Source organism: Pseudomonas kielensis (assembly GCF_030505375.1).
GTDB lineage: Bacteria > Pseudomonadota > Gammaproteobacteria > Pseudomonadales > Pseudomonadaceae > Aquipseudomonas > Aquipseudomonas kielensis.
This window is the reverse complement of sequence record NZ_CP130043.1, coordinates 1,225,158-1,241,463: the sequence shown is the minus strand read 5'-3', so window position 1 is coordinate 1,241,463 and position 16,306 is coordinate 1,225,158. Positions and strand designations below refer to the sequence as shown.

Below are 16,306 nucleotides of genomic sequence, written 5' to 3'. Positions count from 1 at the left end.
GGCAACAGTCTGGTGCGGGGGCGAAAATCGCCCCCAAGGTTCTGGCTAATCAGTTATTGGTCGATACCGACACCCGAGAACACGTTACGACCGAAGGGGCTGACCTTGAATCCTTCGACTTTGGCGCTTAATGGCTGGTTGACCGTGGAGTGGGCGATAGGGGTGATCGGCACTTGCTGCTTGAGCAACTGCTGGGCCTGTTTGTAGAGCACCGTGCGCTGGTCGCGGTCGGTGACGATCTTGGCCTGCTTGATCAGCTTGTCGTATTGCGGGTCGCACCACATGGAGTAGTTGTTGCCGCCAATCGCGTCGCAGCTGTACAGGGTGCCGAGCCAGTTGTCCGGGTCGCCATTGTCGCCGGTCCAGCCGATCAGGCTGATGTCATGTTCACCGTTCTTGGTGCGCTTGATGTACTCGCCCCATTCGTAGCTGACGATCTTCACTTTCAGGCCGATTTTCGCCCAGTCCGACTGCAGCATTTCTGCCATCAGCTTGGCGTTCGGGTTGTACGGGCGCTGCACCGGCATGGCCCACAGGGTGATTTCGGTGCCTTCCTTGACGCCGGCAGCCTTGAGCAGTGCCTTGGCTTTTTCCGGGTCATAGGCGGCATCCTTGATGGTGTCGTCGTAGGACCACTGGGTCGGTGGCATGGCGTTCACCGCCAGTTGACCGGCGCCCTGGTACACGGCGTTGAGGATGCCTTGCTTGTTCACCGCCATGTCCAGCGCCTGGCGCACTTCGAGCTGGTCGAAGGGTTTGTGCTGGACGTTGTAGGCGATGTAGCCGAGGTTGAACCCGGGTTTTTCGATCAGTTGCAGCTTCGGATCTTTTTTCAACGCCTCGACATCGGCCGGGCGCGGATGCAGGGTGACCTGGCACTCGCCGGCCTTGAGTTTCTGCACCCGTACCGAGGCATCGGTGTTGATTGCAAAAATCAGTTGGTCGAGTTTGACCCGGCTCGGGTCCCAGTACTGTTTGTTGCCCGCATAGCGGATCTGCGAGTCTTTCTGGTAACGCTGAAACACGAACGGCCCGGTACCGACGGGCTTCTGGTTGATGTCGCTGGGTTTGCCCGTGGCCAGTAACTGGTCGGCGTACTCGGCCGAGAGAATCGAGGCGAAACTCATGGCGATGTTCTGGATGAACGCAGCGTCGACCGAGTTCAGGGTCATGACCACGGTCAGGGGCGCGGTTTTTTCGACCTTGGCGATGTTCTTGTTCAGGCTCATCCCGTTGAAGTACGGGAACTCGGTGGGGTAGGCCTTACGGAAAGGGTGGTCGGTGTGAAGCATGCGGTTGAAGGTGAACAGCACGTCGTCGGCGTTGAAATCCCGGGTCGGGGTGAAGTACTTGGTGGTGTGGAATTTCACCCCTTCGCGCAGGTGGAAGGTGTAGGTCAGGCCGTCTGCGGAAATATCCCAGCGGGTCGCCAGGCCCGGTACGACGCTGGTGGCGCCTTTCTCGAACTCGGCCAAGCGGTTGTACAGTGGCTCGGCGGCATCGTTGTCGGTGGCGGTGGTGTATTGCGCAGTGTCGAAGCCCGCCGGGCTGCCTTCGGAGCAAAACACCAGGCTGTTGCTGGCGGCCTGGCTGATGGAAGTGGCGGCCAACAGACCGGTGCCCAGCAGGGCGGATAAAACCAAGGTATGGCGCATGACGCTCCCTCTCTTATTGGATGTAAACCATGAGCCCTCGTCCCGTCCGGGGACGTGCGGGTATCACGGGTCCAGAACCACGGGTTTCAGCGATTGCCGGTTCAGGCGCAGTACGGTCGGACGCCTCGGCGTTAGTGGGCCGAGTGTCGGGCGGTAAATGCGAAAGGCCTGAAGAACAGGTAAGAAAAGGCGATGCGTCCTAAACCCGCAGCTGTAGGCCGCAGTGATTTGGGAAGCAGGTCAGTTCCGCTGTCTTGGCAGATAGAGCCGCGGCGACGTCAGCAACGTCGCCGCGGCAATACCTTATTTGCTGACGCTGACGCCGTAGAAGGAGTTCAAGCCAAACGGGCTGATCTTGAAGTCCTGCACGGTGTTGCGCATGGGTTGATACACCGTCGAGTGCGCGATAGGTGTCATCGGGACTGCATCTTTGAGGAGGTGTTGCGCCTGCTTGTACAGCTCGGTGCGTTTGGCGACGTCGGTGGTGGCCTTGGCTTCCTTGATGATGGTGTCGTACGGCTTGTCGCACCATTTCGAGAAGTTGTTGCCGCTCAGGGAGTCGCAGCCGAACAGTACGTTCAGCCAGTTGTCCGGGTCACCATTGTCACCGCTCCAGCCAATGATCATGGCCTGGTTCTCGCCACCTTTGGAACGCTTGATGTACTCGCCCCATTCATAGCTGACGATGTTCACCTTGAGGCCGATTTTCGCCCAGTCCGACTGCAGCATTTCTGCCATCAGCTTGGCGTTCGGGTTGTACGGACGCTGGACCGGCATGGCCCACAGGGTGATTTCGGTGCCCGGCTTGATGTCTGCCTTTTTCAGCAGCTCCTTGGCCTTTTCAGGGTCGTACTTGGTGTCCTTGATGGTGTCGTCATAGGACCACTGGGTCGGCGGCATGGCGTTGACGGCCAGTTGGCCCGCGCCCTGGTAGACCGAGTCGATGATCTGCTGCTTGTTCACCGCCATGTCCAGCGCCTGGCGCACTTCCAGCTTGGCCAGTGGGTTGGCGTCGGTACGGCCCTTGAGGACCGGCATCACGTTGTAGGCAATGTAGCCGAGGTTGAAGCCCGCCTGATGCGGCAGTTTCAGGTTCTTGTCTTCACCCAGGGCCTTGAGGTCGGCCGGACGTGGGAAGAGGGTGACCTGGCATTCGTTTTTCTTCAGCTTCTGGATCCGCACCGACGGGTCGGTGGTGATGGCGAAGATCAGGTTGTCGATCTTGACGTCTTCAGGCTTCCAGTAGTCCTTGTTGCCGGTGTAACGGATGTTGGAGTCTTTCTGGTAGCTCTTGAACACGAACGGGCCAGTGCCGATCGGCTTCTGGTTGATGTCGCCCGGCTTGCCTTCCTTCAACAGTTTGTCGGCGTATTCGGCAGACTGGATCGAGGCAAAGCTCATGGCCAAGTTCTGGATGAACGCGGCGTCTACCGTGCCCAGGGTGAACTTGACGGTCTTGTCGTCGATTTTTTCGATGTGCTTGATGTTGGTGTCCATCCCCATGTCCGTGAAGTACGGGAACTCGGTGGGGTAGGCTTTGCGGAACGGCATGTCTTTGTCGATCATGCGGTTGAAGGTAAACAGCACGTCGTCGGCGTTGAATTCACGGGTCGGCTTGAAGTACGGCGTGGTGTGGAACTTGACCCCTTCGCGCAGATGGAAGGTGTAGGTCAGGCCATCCGGGGACACGTCCCAGCTGGTGGCCAGGCCAGGAATAACAGCGGTGCCGCCACGTTCGAACTGGCTCAGGCGGTTGAACATGGTCTCTGCCGAGGCGTCGAAGTCGGTTCCGGTGGTGTACTGGCCCGGATCAAATCCGGCCGGGCTCCCTTCGGAGCAGAACACCAGGTTAGTCGCAGCGGAGGCGAAAGGTGCGCTAGCGAGCAAGCTGGCGCCGACTAAAAACGGAATGACCGCGTGTTTGAGCATGGTGGCCTCATGATTTGTTGTCATTTTTGGAATTAGAGGACGACCTCGTGAGTCGACCTGCGGATACTTATGCAGGGCCTATACCCATTGCAAGATCCAGAGCGGCTACAAGTCTTAAACAGTGGTACGAACGTACCTTAATGTCGCATTCCTATAAACTTTGACGCATTTGATCGTTTGCGCGGGGTTGTTTCGGTGCAATAGGTGCACCCAATGGGTGCTGAAAGCACGGTTGGCGCACCTTGCCGAAGCAAGGTGTTACCGAACCTACGTACAGCCTAGACGGGTTTTTCGCGATGGCGAGGGGGAAGCAACGGTAGGAGCGCGTTCGCTCGCGATGAACTCAAGGACGCCGCGTGTCGAAAGATTACGCACGTCAGCGTTGAGGTCTTTCGCGAGCGCGCTCCTACACGTGTTACGGCATCAACACTTCGATAGAGCCGTCGGCGGTCATGCTGACCTGGCTGGTGCCGGCTTCGACTTCCGGGGTCACCGGGGCGGAATCCATGGCGGCGGCTTTCATCATCATTGGCGCACGCAGGTAAGGCTGCGGATAACCGTTGCTGTTGAGGTTCAGGTTGACGATTTTGTAACCCTTGCCGCCCAGGGCCTCGGTGGTCAGTTGGGCGCGGGCCTTGAAGGCGTTGACCGCTTCCTTGAGCAGTGCATCTTCGCTGGCCTTGCGGGTCGGGGTGGCGATGGCGAAGTCCATGCCGGCCATCTTCAGATCGCCCAGCAGTTCGCCGGTGAGCTTGGACAGTGCGGCGAAGTCCGAGCTTTCCAGGCGCAGTTCGGCGCGCTCGCGCCAGCCGGTGATCTTCTGCCCCTTGTCGTCGTAGATCGGGTAGCTGTTGCGGCTGCCCTGACGCAAGGTCACGTCCTTGACCTGCCGCGCCTGGCCCAGAGCCTTGTTCATCGCGGTGCTTACCACGGCCGCCAGTTTGGCCGGGTCGGCATTCTGCTCCTCGGTGTAGAGGGTCACGATCATCAGGTCGCGGGCCACTTCCTGGCTGACTTCGGCGCGCAGGGAAATCTGGTTGTAGTGCAACTCGTCCGCGGCCAGGGCCGGGAGGCTGGCCAGGGTGCCGGCACTGAGGGCGAGAAGGGCGGCACTGCGGCGAAATGTGTTCATGAAAGCTCCTTGGGTGGTGCGCAGGGGTAACGGTGCGAGCCTGCGTAAAACCATCAGACTCTAGCTGCTATTGTCCGGTTCAGCCGGTTACAACTTCTATACAGATAGCGCGCAGGCTGTCGCGGCGCGACCCGTTGCCCTGTGTCGCTTTGCCGCACTTTTGCCTGTCAGGCCCCCTGCTTGGTTATACTCGACGCGATCCGCCTGGAGCGCTCATCAGGAGAGCTCATGCTCGCCCCCGTACAACTACTTTCCGCAACTCGCCAGAACCTCTGGCGACTGACGTTCATCCGCACCCTGGTGCTGGCCGCCCAGGCCGGTTCGGTGGGGCTCGCCTATTGGTTCGACCTGTTACCGCTGCCCTGGCTGGAGCTGGCCGCGACCCTCGGCTGCTCGATGCTGCTGTGCGCCTTTACGGCCATCCGGCTGCGCACCTCATGGCCGGTGACTGAGCTTGAGTACGCGGTGCAATTGGCTTGCGACCTGTTTATCCACAGTGCGCTGCTGTATTTCTCGGGCGGTTCGACCAACCCGTTCGTCTCTTATTACCTGGTGCCGCTGACCATCGCTGCCGTGACCCTGCCGTGGCGCTATTCGGTAATCCTGTCGGGCATTGCGCTGACCATGTACACCTTGCTGCTGGCGCAGTTCTACCCTCTGGAAACCTTCCCGATGTACCGGGAAAAGATGCAGATCTACGGCATGTGGCTGAGTTTTGCCCTGGCGGCGGCGGTCATCACCTTTTTTGCCGCGCGCATGGCCGAAGAACTGCGCCGCCAGGAAGAGCTGCGGGCGATCCGTCGGGAAGAGGGGCTGCGCGATCAACAATTGCTGGCCGTGGCCACCCAGGCCGCTGGCGCTGCCCATGAGTTGGGCACGCCGCTGGCGACCATGAGCGTGCTGATCAACGAGATGCTGCAAGACCATCATGACCCGATGCTGCGCGAGGACTTGAGCGTGCTGCAGGATCAGGTGAAGCTGTGCAAGCAGACCTTGCAGCAACTGGTGCGCGCCGCCGAGAACAATCGTCGCCTGGCGGTGGACATGCAGGACGTCAGCGTCTGGCTCAACGAAGCGCTCGACCGCTGGCACCTGATGCGCCCCGAAGCCACTTACCGCCTGCAGCGGAAGGGGGAAGGCAGCGAGCCGCGCCTGGCACCGCCGCCGGACCTGACCCAGGCCTTGCTCAACCTGCTGAACAATGCCGCCGATGCCTGCCCGGAAGGGCTGGAAGTGACGCTGGACTGGGACGCCGTGGAGCTGACCATCAGTATTCGCGACCACGGTGCCGGTGTGCCGCTGGCCATTGCCGAGCAGATCGGCAAGCCATTTTTTACCACCAAGGGCAAAGGTTTCGGCCTGGGCCTGTTTTTGAGCAAGGCCAGCGTGACACGCGCCGGCGGCTCAGTGAAACTCTACAGTCATGAGGAAGGCGGTACGCTCACCGAGCTGCGCCTGCCCCGTGCCGCACGAGGAGACGAACATGAGTGACGAGATCCAAGTCGAAGGCGAAGACCTGCCGCATTTATTGCTGGTAGACGACGACGCTACTTTCACCCGCGTCATGGCCCGCGCCATGAGCCGCCGCGGTTTTCGCGTCAGCACCGCCGGTTCCGCCGAGGAAGGCCTGGTCATCGCTCAGCAGGACCTGCCGGACTACGCCGCGCTGGACCTGAAAATGGATGGCGATTCGGGGCTGGTGCTGCTGCCCAAGCTGCTGGAACTCGACCCGGAAATGCGCGTGGTGATCCTTACCGGTTACTCGAGCATTGCCACCGCCGTCGAGGCGATCAAGCGCGGTGCCTGCAATTACCTGTGCAAACCGGCCGATGCCGATGATGTGCTGGCCGCCTTGCTGTCCGAGCACGCCGACCTGGATACCCTGGTGCCGGAAAACCCGATGTCGGTGGACCGCCTGCAGTGGGAGCACATCCAGCGCGTCCTCACCGAGCACGAAGGCAACATTTCCGCCACAGCCCGCGCCCTGGGCATGCATCGGCGCACCCTGCAGCGCAAACTGCAGAAGCGTCCGGTTCGCCGCTGAACCGTCGCTGAACGAATATCGCCAGCCCCCCGGGACAAAATGAACCGATCATCTATGATCGGTTCGTACTCTCTGTGTTTCCTATCGAGCCTGAATCATGAATCAGAACGCTGAATATTCCGCGGTCAACGATGCGGTGCGCGGTCAGTTTTTCCGCCGTGTCTGGCAGATGATCACGCCTTATTGGCGCAGTGAGGAGAAGGGCAAGGCCTGGTTGCTGTTGATTGCGGTGATCGGCCTGTCGCTGTTCAGCGTGGCGATTTCAGTGTGGATCAACAGTTGGTACAAGGACTTCTACAACGCCCTGCAAAAGAAGGACGATGCCGCGTTCTGGAGCCTGATTCTGTATTTCTGCGGGATTGCCGCGGTGGCGATCCTGGGCGCGGTGTACCGTTTGTACCTGACCCAGATGCTGACCATCCGCTGGCGCGCCTGGCTCACCGAAAAACATTTCACCCGCTGGCTCGAGCACAAGAACTACTACCAGCTGGAGCAGGGCGGTTACACCGACAACCCGGACCAGCGGATCTCCGAAGACCTCAACAGCTTCACCAGCAATACCCTGAGCCTGGGCCTGGGGCTGATTCGCACGGTGGTCAGCCTGGTGTCGTTCTCGATCATCCTGTGGGGTGTGTCCGGCAGTATCGAAGTATTTGGCTACACCATTCCCGGCTATATGTTCTGGTGCGCCCTGGTCTACGCGTTGATAGGCAGTTGGATCACGCACCTGATCGGTCGTCGCCTGATCGGGCTGAACAACCAGCAACAACGCTTTGAAGCCGACCTGCGGTTCTCCATGGTGCGGGTCCGGGAGAATGCCGAGAGCATTGCCCTGTACAACGGTGAGGCGAATGAAAACCAGCGCTTGAGTACGCGGTTCGGCATGGTCTGGCACAACTTCTGGGACATCATGAAAGTGTCCAAGCGCCTGACGTTCTTTACCGCGGGTTATGGTCAGATCGCGATCATCTTCCCGTTCATCGTCGCGGCACCGCGGTATTTTTCCGGCAAGATCGAACTGGGGGAGCTGATGCAGATCAACTCGGCTTTCGGCAACGTCCAGGAGAACTTCAGCTGGTTCATCAGCGCCTACGCCGACCTGGCCGCCTGGCGTGCCACCTGTGACCGGTTGCTGAGTTTCCGCCAGGCCATGAGCGAAAACGAAGAGCGTGCGCCGGCCATCGAGGTACGCCAGGAGGGCGCTGAGCTGCAGGTGCAGCAGGTGGGCCTGGACCTGGCGGATGGTCGTCATCTGCTGACCAGCGCCAATATGACGGTGGAGCAGGGCGACAGGCTGATGCTCAGCGGTCGCTCCGGTAGTGGCAAGAGTACCCTGCTGCGAGCCATGGGCGGGTTATGGCCGGCCGGGCATGGGGCGATTCGCCTGCCAAGTGCGCGCTACCTGTTCCTGCCGCAGAAACCTTATCTGCCCATTGGCACGCTGCGTGAAGCCTTGAGTTATCCACAGTCCGGCGATACCTACCCGCACGAGCGTTACGTGCAGGTGCTGGAGACTTGTCGTTTGCCCCATCTGGTGCCGCGCCTGGACGAAGCCAACCACTGGCAGCGCATGCTGTCGCCGGGTGAGCAGCAGCGCCTGGCATTCGCCCGCGCACTGCTTTATGCACCGCAATGGTTGTACATGGACGAAGCCACTTCCGCGATGGACGAAGAAGACGAGGCCTCGCTGTACCAGGCACTGATCGATCAACTGCCAGGCTTGAGCATTGTCAGCGTTGGGCACCGCAGCAGCCTGAAACGGTTCCATCCGCGCCATGTGCGAATTGACAATGGCCACCTGAAAGAGCAGACCGTGACGGCCTGATCCCATTGGAAATGTAGGTCAACAGTGATCGTACAACCGCCCTGCGCTATGATGTGCGTATCACTGCTTGCCTGAGATTGATCTTGACCATGGAAAACCCGATCGACGTCCCTCGTCTGCCCCGCAAGCGCCGTAGCCTCGCGCAGGAACTGGTGACGGTGCTGTCCGAGCAGATTCGCGACGGCTTGCTCAAGCGTGGCGACAAGTTACCCACCGAGTCGGCGATCATGGAGGCCCATGGCGTCAGCCGGACGGTGGTCCGTGAAGCGATCTCGCGCTTGCAGGCTGCGGGGCAGGTGGAAACCCGCCACGGGATCGGCACCTTTGTGCTCGACACGCCAAGCCCCAGCGGATTTCGCATCGACCCGGCCACCGTGGTCACCCTGCGTGACGTACTGGCGGTACTGGAGTTGCGCATCAGCCTGGAAGTGGAATCTGCCGGGCTGGCCGCGCAACGCCGCAGCCCCGAGCAACTGGCCTTGATGCGAGAGGCGCTGGATGCCCTGAATGAAAGCGCCGCCCATGCCGGTGACGCCGTGGCCTCGGACTTCCAGTTTCACCTGCAGATTGCCCTGGCCACCGGCAACCGCTATTTCACCGACATCATGACCCACCTGGGTACTAGCATCATCCCGCGTACCCGTCTCAACTCGGCGCGCCTGGCCCATGATGATCACCAGCACTACATGAGCCGGCTGGCCCGTGAGCACGATGAAATCTACGACGCCATCGCGCGCCAGGATTCGGATGCCGCCCGCGCCGCCATGCGCCTGCACCTGACCAACAGCCGTGAGCGGCTGCGCCATGCCCACGAAGAGGCCCAGGCCCAGCGCGGCTAGACCGCACCGCGCTACCCGCAGTGGGCGCAAGGCCCACTGTGTGAGGCCAGCATCGGAATTGCCGGTGTTAGCCGTAAGACATCCCATAACAGAAAAAGCCGTCGCGCTGATCAGCGGTGTCCGGGATGTTTTTTGTTTTCGTTTTTATCAGTGTTAAATCAATCATTTAACTATCAATCGAGGTCGTCCTGGGGGCTGGCTGGGTGCGTGGATGATGAAATGCAGTTGACGGTTGTATTTTAAGTTGTACGATGACATACAACATCAGCATGACGCTGAGCGGCTTTCATCACAACGTGCTACTTAGGGTGTTCGAATAATGAATCCACAAGAACTGAAGTCCATCCTCTCTTCCGGCCTGCTGTCTTTCCCGGTGACTGACTTTAATGCCCAGGGCGACTTCAACCGCGCTGGCTACATCAAGCGCCTGGAATGGCTGGCCCCGTATGGCGCCTCGGCCCTGTTCGCCGCCGGTGGCACCGGCGAGTTTTTCTCCCTGGCCGCCAGTGAATACTCGGAAATCATCAAGACCGCCGTCGACACCTGTGAAACCAGCGTGCCGATCCTGGCGGGTGTTGGTGGTTCCACCCGCCAGGCCATCGAATATGCACAAGAAGCCGAGCGCCTGGGCGCCAAGGGCCTGTTGCTGCTGCCGCACTACCTGACGGAAGCCAGCCAGGACGGCGTTGCCGCCCACGTTGAAGCCGTGTGCAAATCGGTGAAGATCGGTGTGGTGGTCTACAACCGTAACGTTTGCCGCCTGACCGCGCCGCTGCTCGAGCGCCTGGCCGAACGTTGCCCGAACCTGATCGGCTACAAGGACGGTCTGGGCGATATCGAGTTGATGGTGTCGATCCGTCGCCGCCTCGGTGATCGTTTCAGCTACCTCGGCGGCCTGCCGACCGCAGAAGTCTACGCCGCCGCCTACAAGGCCCTGGGTGTTCCGGTTTACTCGTCGGCGGTGTTCAACTTCATCCCGAAAACCGCGATGGATTTCTACCGCGCCATTGCCCGTGAAGATCACGCCACCGTCGGCAAGATCATCGATGACTTCTTCCTGCCGTACCTGGATATCCGCAACCGCAAGGCCGGTTACGCCGTGAGCATCGTCAAGGCCGGCGCGAAGATCTCCGGTTACGACGCAGGCCCGGTACGTGCCCCGCTGACCGATCTGCTGCCTGAAGAATACGAAGCACTGGCCGCCTTGATCGACAAGCAAGGTGCGCAGTAACAACCCGATTAAACAAGGCCGCTGAGTAATCAGCGGCCTTTTGCGTAAGGAGATTGCCGTGGCAGACGTAAAACGATTCGACAACTACATCGCTGGCCAATGGGTTGCCGGTGCTGAGTATTCGGCCAACATCAACCCCTCGGACCTGTCCGATGTGGTGGGCGAGTACGCCAAGGCCGACCTGGCCCAGGTAAACGCCGCCATCGATGCTGCACGCGCTGCATTCCCGGCCTGGTCGACCTCCGGTATCCAGGCGCGCAGCGATGCGCTGGACAAAGTCGGTAGCGAAATCCTCGCGCGTCGCGAAGAACTGGGCACCCAGCTGGCGCGTGAAGAGGGCAAGACCCTGCCCGAGGCCATTGGCGAAGTGTCCCGAGCAGGCAACATCTTCAAGTTTTTCGCCGGTGAATGCCTGCGCCTGTCCGGCGACTATCTGCCGTCCGTACGCCCGGGAGTCAACGTTGAAGTCACCCGCGAAGCCCTCGGCGTGGTCGGCCTGATCACCCCATGGAACTTCCCGATTGCCATTCCCGCGTGGAAAATCGCCCCGGCCCTGGCGTATGGCAACTGTGTGGTGCTCAAGCCGGCCGACCTGGTGCCGGGGTGTGCCTGGGCGCTGGCGGAAATCATCTCCCGTGCCGGTTTCCCGGCCGGCGTATTCAACCTGGTGATGGGCAGCGGTCGTGTGGTGGGCGAGGCGCTGGTCAACAGCCCGAAAGTCGACGGCATCAGCTTTACCGGCTCGGTGGGTGTAGGCCGGCAGATCGCGGTCAACTGTGTTTCGCGCCAGGCCAAGGTGCAGTTGGAAATGGGCGGCAAGAACCCGCAGATCATTCTCGACGACGCCGACCTGGAGCAGGCGGTCGAGCTGTCGGTGCAGAGTGCGTTCTACTCCACCGGCCAGCGTTGCACGGCCTCGAGCCGATTGATTGTCACCGCCGGGATTCACGACCGGTTCGTCGCGGCCATGGCCCAACGGATGAAGTCGATCAAGGTTGGCCATGCGTTGCAGGCCGGGACCGACATTGGCCCGGTGGTGTCCCAGGCCCAGCTTGAACAGGACCTCAAGTACATCGACATCGGCCAGTCCGAAGGTGCGCGCCTGGTCAGCGGAGGATCGCTGGTGACCTGCGACACCGAAGGCTACTTCCTTGCCCCGACGTTGTTTGCCGACAGCGAAGCGGGCATGCGCATCAGCCGTGAAGAAATCTTCGGCCCGGTGGCCAATATCGTCCGGGTCGCCGACTACGAGGCGGCGCTGGCCATGGCCAATGACACCGAGTTCGGCTTGTCGGCGGGTATCTGCACCACCTCGCTGAAATACGCCAACCACTTCAAGCGCCACTCCCAGGCGGGAATGGTGATGGTCAACCTGCCGACCGCTGGCGTGGATTACCACGTTCCGTTTGGTGGGCGAAAAGGTTCATCCTATGGATCTCGTGAGCAAGGTCGCTATGCACAAGAGTTTTACACGGTCGTAAAAACTTCTTACATCGGATCGTAACCCGCTGCACCGCGGTATCCGGGTCCACCGGATACCGCACTGACAGATTCACCCGCGCATAAAAATAATCAGTGGGAGTACACGTACATGCAAGCGACCAAGCCGACTCACGTCCGCTATTTGATCCTGCTCATGCTGTTTCTGGTGACCACGATCAACTATGCCGACCGTGCCACTATCGCCATCGCAGGCTCCAGCCTGCAGAAAGACCTCGGTATCGACGCGGTCACCCTCGGTTACATCTTTTCCGCATTCGGTTGGGCCTACGTGGCCGGGCAAATTCCCGGTGGCTGGCTGCTGGACCGATTCGGTTCGAAAAAAATCTACGCCCTGAGCATCTTCACCTGGTCGCTGTTCACCGTGCTGCAAGGCTATGTCGGTGAATTTGGCATGTCGACCGCGGTTGTCGCGCTGTTCATGCTGCGTTTTCTGGTGGGCCTGGCCGAAGCGCCCTCCTTCCCGGGTAACGCCCGCATCGTCGCCGCCTGGTTCCCGACGGCGGAACGTGGCACGGCCTCGGCGATCTTCAACTCCGCGCAATATTTCGCCACGGTGCTGTTTGCACCGCTGATGGGCTGGATCGTCTACAGCTTCGGCTGGCAGCACGTGTTCATCGTCATGGGCGTCATCGGCATCATCTTCTCCGGTATCTGGCTGAAGGTGATCTACAGCCCGCGCCAGCATCCGATGATCAATGAGGCCGAGTTCAAGCACATCGCCGACAACGGCGGCATGGTCGACATGGACCACGACAAGGGCCAGGGCAAGAAAGCCGACGGACCGAAGTGGGACTACATTCGCCAGTTGCTGACCAACCGCATGATGCTTGGCGTGTACCTGGGCCAGTACTGCATCAACGGTATCACTTACTTCTTCCTGACCTGGTTCCCGGTGTACCTGGTGCAGGAGCGTGGCATGACCATCCTCAAGGCCGGTTTCATTGCCTCGTTGCCGGCGATTTGCGGCTTCATCGGTGGCGTGCTTGGCGGGGTGATTTCCGACTACCTGCTGCGCAAGGGCCATTCCCTGACCTTCGCCCGCAAGGCCCCGATCATTGCCGGCCTGCTGGTCTCCAGCAGTATCGTGGCGTGCAACTACGTGGACGTTGAATGGATGGTGGTGGGCTTCATGGCCCTGGCCTTCTTCGGCAAAGGCGTGGGCGCCCTCGGTTGGGCGGTGGTATCCGACACGTCGCCGAAACAGATTGCCGGTCTCAGTGGCGGTCTGTTCAACACCTTCGGCAACATTGCCTCGATCACCACGCCGATTGTCATCGGCTACATCATCAGTTCCACGGGTTCGTTCAAGTGGGCCCTGGTCTTTGTCGGCTGCAACGCGTTGGTCGCCGTATTCAGCTACCTGGTGATCGTAGGTCCGATCAAGCGAGTGGTGCTCAAGGAGCCGCCGGTCAACGGGCCTCAAGCCTCCAGCAAATTATCCCAAGCGCATTCCTGAGGAGCGGCGTCATGCAGTTGATTGAACATTCCGACTCGCCGCGCTACATCCGCTTGCACGAGCGCGACAACGTGGTAGTCGTGGTCAATGACCAGGGCGTACCGGCGGGCACCGAATTCCCCGATGGGTTGCTGACCCTGGATTTCGTGCCGCAAAGCCACAAGGTGACCCTGCAGGACATTCCCGAAGGCGGCCAGGTGATTCGTTACGGCCAGACCATTGGCTATGCGTTGCAGCCGATCCCCCGTGGCAGTTGGGTCAAGGAAGATCAACTGCGCATGCCGACCGCGCCGCCGCTGGACAGCCTACCGCTGTCCACCGAGGTGCCGGCAGCCCAGGCACCGCTGGAAGGCTACACCTTCGAGGGGTTTCGCAACGCCGACGGTACCGTCGGCACCCGCAACATTCTCGGGATCACCACCACAGTGCAGTGCGTCACCGGGGTGCTCGATCACGCGGTCAAGCGGATCAAGGACGAGTTGCTGCCCAAGTACCCGCATGTCGATGACGTGGTGGCGTTGACCCACAGCTACGGCTGCGGCGTGGCGATCACGGCCACTGACGCCTACATCCCGATTCGTACCGTGCGCAACCTGGCGCGCAATCCCAACCTGGGCGGCGAAGCACTGGTGATCAGCCTGGGCTGCGAGAAGCTGCAGGCCGGCCAGGTGATGCACGAGAACGACAGCTCGGTGGACTTGAGCGAGCCATGGCTCTACCGCCTGCAGGACTCCAGTCACGGCTTCACCGAGATGATCGAACAGATCATGGCGCTGGCCGAAACCCGCCTGAAGAAGCTCGATCAACGGCGTCGGGAAACCGTGCCGGCGTCGGAGTTGATCCTCGGCATGCAGTGTGGCGGCAGCGATGCATTTTCCGGGATCACCGCCAACCCGGCCCTGGGTTTCGCCTCGGACTTGTTGTTGCGGGCCGGGGCCACGGTGATGTTTTCCGAAGTGACGGAGGTGCGCGATGCCATCTACCTGCTGACCTCGCGGGCGGAAACCGAAGCGGTGGCACAGGAATTGGTGCGCGAGATGGACTGGTACGACCGGTACCTGGCCAAGGGCGAGGCCGATCGCAGTGCCAACACCACACCGGGCAACAAGAAGGGCGGTCTGTCGAATATTGTCGAGAAATCCCTGGGCTCGATCGTCAAGTCCGGCAACAGCGCAATCAACGGCGTGCTGGGCCCGGGCGAGCGGTTCAAGCGCAAAGGGCTGATTTTCTGCGCCACGCCGGCCAGCGATTTTGTCTGCGGCACCTTGCAGTTGGCGGCTGGGATGAATCTGCACGTGTTCACCACCGGGCGCGGCACCCCCTACGGCCTGGCCATGGCGCCGGTGGTCAAGGTCTCGACCCGCACCGAGCTGGCACAACGCTGGCCGGACCTGATCGACATCGATGCCGGGCGCATCGCCACCGGACGGGCGTCCATTGAGGAGCTGGGCTGGGAGCTGTTCCACTTCTACCTGGACGTGGCCAGCGGCAAACAGCAGACGTGGGCTGAAAAGCACAAGCTGCATAACGACATCACCTTGTTCAACCCGGCGCCGATTACCTGATATCGCGTTATCGTTCGTCGCCAGCAGGCTGGCTCCCACGTGGATCTGCGCCCTACACAAGTTTTCTGTTCGCGCGGATCCATGTGGGAGCGAGCCTGCTCGCGAAGGCGGCCGACCAGACGGCGAAGTCTTCTGTGGCTTATCATTAGCCCCCTAACGACGCCCACCCCAAGGTCTTCCCGGCATGCTGGCAATTTTCCTCGAAACCCTGAACATCACTGCGCCGGTGTTTGCCATGCTGTTTCTGGGGGTGCTGCTCAAGCGTATCCGCTGGATCGACGACAACTTTATCCACGTCGCCTCGTCGCTGGTGTTCAACGTCACCATGCCGGCGCTGTTGTTCCTCGGGATTCTGCATGCCGACCTGCACGCGGCATTAAAGCCGGCGCTGCTGATTTACTTCTCCCTCGCCACGCTGGCCAGCTTTGCCCTTGCCTGGGGCTGGGCGATTTTCAAGTGCCCGCGTGAAGACCGGGGGATCTACACCCAGGGGGCGTTTCGCGGCAACAACGGGGTCATCGGCCTGGCGTTGGCGGCCAGTATGTATGGCGACTACGGCATCTCCCTGGGAGCGATCCTCGCGGCGTTGGTGATTCTGCTCTACAACACCCTGTCGACCATCGTGCTGGCGGTGTACAGCCCGGTGATCAAGTCCGATCCGTGGAGCATCTGCAAAAGCGTGCTCAGCAACCCGCTGATCCTCAGCGTGATCAGCGCGGCCCCGTTTGCCTATTTTCAGATTGGCTTGCCCGGTTGGCTGGAGACGTCCGGCAGTTACCTGGCGCAGATGACCCTGCCGCTGGCCTTGATCTGCATTGGCGGCACGCTCTCGATGGCAGCGCTGCGCAAAAGCGGCAACATGGCCTTGAGCTCAAGCCTGGTGAAGATGATCGGCCTGCCGCTCCTGGCCACGCTGGGTGCCTGGCTGTGGGGCTTTCGCGGCGCGGAGCTGGGGATTCTGTTCCTGTACTTCGGCAGCCCGACCGCCGCCGCCAGCTTTGTCATGGCCCGGGCGGCCAATGGCAATCATGAACTGGCGGCGGCGATCATAGTCATCACCACCTTGATGGCGGCGGTGACGACTAACGTGGGGATCTTCCTGCTGCAGTGGGGCGGCTGGATCTGAA

Annotated in this window: 12 protein-coding genes; 9 read left to right on the top strand and 3 right to left on the bottom strand. The window is 60.8% G+C overall.

Features of this window, described 5'->3' with window-relative positions:
- Positions 1–53 precede the first annotated feature (53 nt).
- The 3 genes from Q1W70_RS06125 to Q1W70_RS06115 form a co-directional block, all read right to left on the bottom strand.
- The gene (locus Q1W70_RS06125; RefSeq protein ID WP_166588789.1) at positions 54–1,655 is read right to left on the bottom strand and encodes an ABC transporter substrate-binding protein; all 1,602 of its coding nucleotides are present in this window, start codon (positions 1,653–1,655) and stop codon (positions 54–56) included.
- 303 nt (positions 1,656–1,958) lie between these two features.
- On the bottom strand, positions 1,959–3,584 hold the full coding sequence (locus tag Q1W70_RS06120; protein WP_166588788.1) for an ABC transporter substrate-binding protein: 1,626 nt from the start codon (positions 3,582–3,584) through the stop codon (positions 1,959–1,961).
- A gap of 415 nt (positions 3,585–3,999) precedes the next feature.
- Positions 4,000–4,716, bottom strand: a complete 717-nt coding sequence (locus tag Q1W70_RS06115) for an SIMPL domain-containing protein (RefSeq protein WP_166588787.1) — start codon at positions 4,714–4,716, stop codon at positions 4,000–4,002.
- A 228-nt stretch (positions 4,717–4,944) separates the two neighbouring features.
- On the opposite strand from Q1W70_RS06115, the gene Q1W70_RS06110 reads away from it, so the two are divergent.
- The 9 genes from Q1W70_RS06110 to Q1W70_RS06070 all read left to right on the top strand — a co-directional run bounded on the left by Q1W70_RS06110 (position 4,945) and on the right by Q1W70_RS06070 (position 16,305).
- Positions 4,945–6,207 (top strand): ATP-binding protein, encoded by a 1,263-nt coding sequence (locus tag Q1W70_RS06110; protein ID WP_166588786.1) that lies wholly within the window; start codon positions 4,945–4,947, stop codon positions 6,205–6,207.
- Positions 6,200–6,760: a response regulator transcription factor gene (locus Q1W70_RS06105; protein ID WP_095169320.1), complete on the top strand. Its 561-nt coding sequence runs from the start codon at positions 6,200–6,202 to the stop codon at positions 6,758–6,760. Before Q1W70_RS06110 ends, Q1W70_RS06105 begins: the two co-directional genes overlap by 8 nt.
- Positions 6,761–6,857: 97 nt before the next feature.
- The gene (locus Q1W70_RS06100) at positions 6,858–8,585 is read left to right on the top strand and encodes an ABC transporter ATP-binding protein/permease (protein ID WP_302098679.1); all 1,728 of its coding nucleotides are present in this window, start codon (positions 6,858–6,860) and stop codon (positions 8,583–8,585) included.
- A gap of 89 nt (positions 8,586–8,674) precedes the next feature.
- Positions 8,675–9,424 (top strand): FadR/GntR family transcriptional regulator, encoded by a 750-nt coding sequence (locus tag Q1W70_RS06095; protein WP_166588784.1) that lies wholly within the window; start codon positions 8,675–8,677, stop codon positions 9,422–9,424.
- A 319-nt stretch (positions 9,425–9,743) separates the two neighbouring features.
- Positions 9,744–10,655 (top strand): 5-dehydro-4-deoxyglucarate dehydratase, encoded by a 912-nt coding sequence (gene kdgD / locus Q1W70_RS06090; RefSeq protein WP_095169323.1) that lies wholly within the window; start codon positions 9,744–9,746, stop codon positions 10,653–10,655.
- 58 nt (positions 10,656–10,713) lie between these two features.
- Entirely contained in the window at positions 10,714–12,159 is a 1,446-nt protein-coding gene (locus tag Q1W70_RS06085; RefSeq protein WP_302098678.1) for an aldehyde dehydrogenase family protein, read from the top strand.
- An 87-nt stretch (positions 12,160–12,246) separates the two neighbouring features.
- Positions 12,247–13,614 (top strand): MFS transporter, encoded by a 1,368-nt coding sequence (locus Q1W70_RS06080; protein ID WP_166588782.1) that lies wholly within the window; start codon positions 12,247–12,249, stop codon positions 13,612–13,614.
- An 11-nt stretch (positions 13,615–13,625) separates the two neighbouring features.
- A complete protein-coding gene (garD, locus tag Q1W70_RS06075; RefSeq protein ID WP_166588781.1) occupies positions 13,626–15,179 on the top strand; it encodes a galactarate dehydratase in 1,554 nt (517 codons plus the stop codon).
- Between the two features lie 184 nt (positions 15,180–15,363).
- Positions 15,364–16,305: an AEC family transporter gene (locus Q1W70_RS06070; RefSeq protein ID WP_166588780.1), complete on the top strand. Its 942-nt coding sequence runs from the start codon at positions 15,364–15,366 to the stop codon at positions 16,303–16,305.
- Position 16,306 lies beyond the last annotated feature (1 nt).

What these genes read in the sequence shown, in the direction of transcription:
- Q1W70_RS06125 (WP_166588789.1), bottom strand. Translation starts at nt 1,655, where the DNA reads ATGCGCCATACCTTGGTTTTATCCGCCCTGCTGGGCACCGGTCTGTTG.
- Q1W70_RS06120 (WP_166588788.1), bottom strand. Translation starts at nt 3,584, where the DNA reads ATGCTCAAACACGCGGTCATTCCGTTTTTAGTCGGCGCCAGCTTGCTC.
- Q1W70_RS06115 (WP_166588787.1), bottom strand. Translation starts at nt 4,716, where the DNA reads ATGAACACATTTCGCCGCAGTGCCGCCCTTCTCGCCCTCAGTGCCGGC.
- Q1W70_RS06110 (WP_166588786.1), top strand. Translation starts at nt 4,945, where the DNA reads ATGCTCGCCCCCGTACAACTACTTTCCGCAACTCGCCAGAACCTCTGG.
- Q1W70_RS06105 (WP_095169320.1), top strand. Translation starts at nt 6,200, where the DNA reads ATGAGTGACGAGATCCAAGTCGAAGGCGAAGACCTGCCGCATTTATTG.
- Q1W70_RS06100 (WP_302098679.1), top strand. Translation starts at nt 6,858, where the DNA reads ATGAATCAGAACGCTGAATATTCCGCGGTCAACGATGCGGTGCGCGGT.
- Q1W70_RS06095 (WP_166588784.1), top strand. Translation starts at nt 8,675, where the DNA reads ATGGAAAACCCGATCGACGTCCCTCGTCTGCCCCGCAAGCGCCGTAGC.
- kdgD (WP_095169323.1), top strand. Translation starts at nt 9,744, where the DNA reads ATGAATCCACAAGAACTGAAGTCCATCCTCTCTTCCGGCCTGCTGTCT.
- Q1W70_RS06080 (WP_166588782.1), top strand. Translation starts at nt 12,247, where the DNA reads ATGCAAGCGACCAAGCCGACTCACGTCCGCTATTTGATCCTGCTCATG.
- garD (WP_166588781.1), top strand. Translation starts at nt 13,626, where the DNA reads ATGCAGTTGATTGAACATTCCGACTCGCCGCGCTACATCCGCTTGCAC.
- Q1W70_RS06070 (WP_166588780.1), top strand. Translation starts at nt 15,364, where the DNA reads ATGCTGGCAATTTTCCTCGAAACCCTGAACATCACTGCGCCGGTGTTT.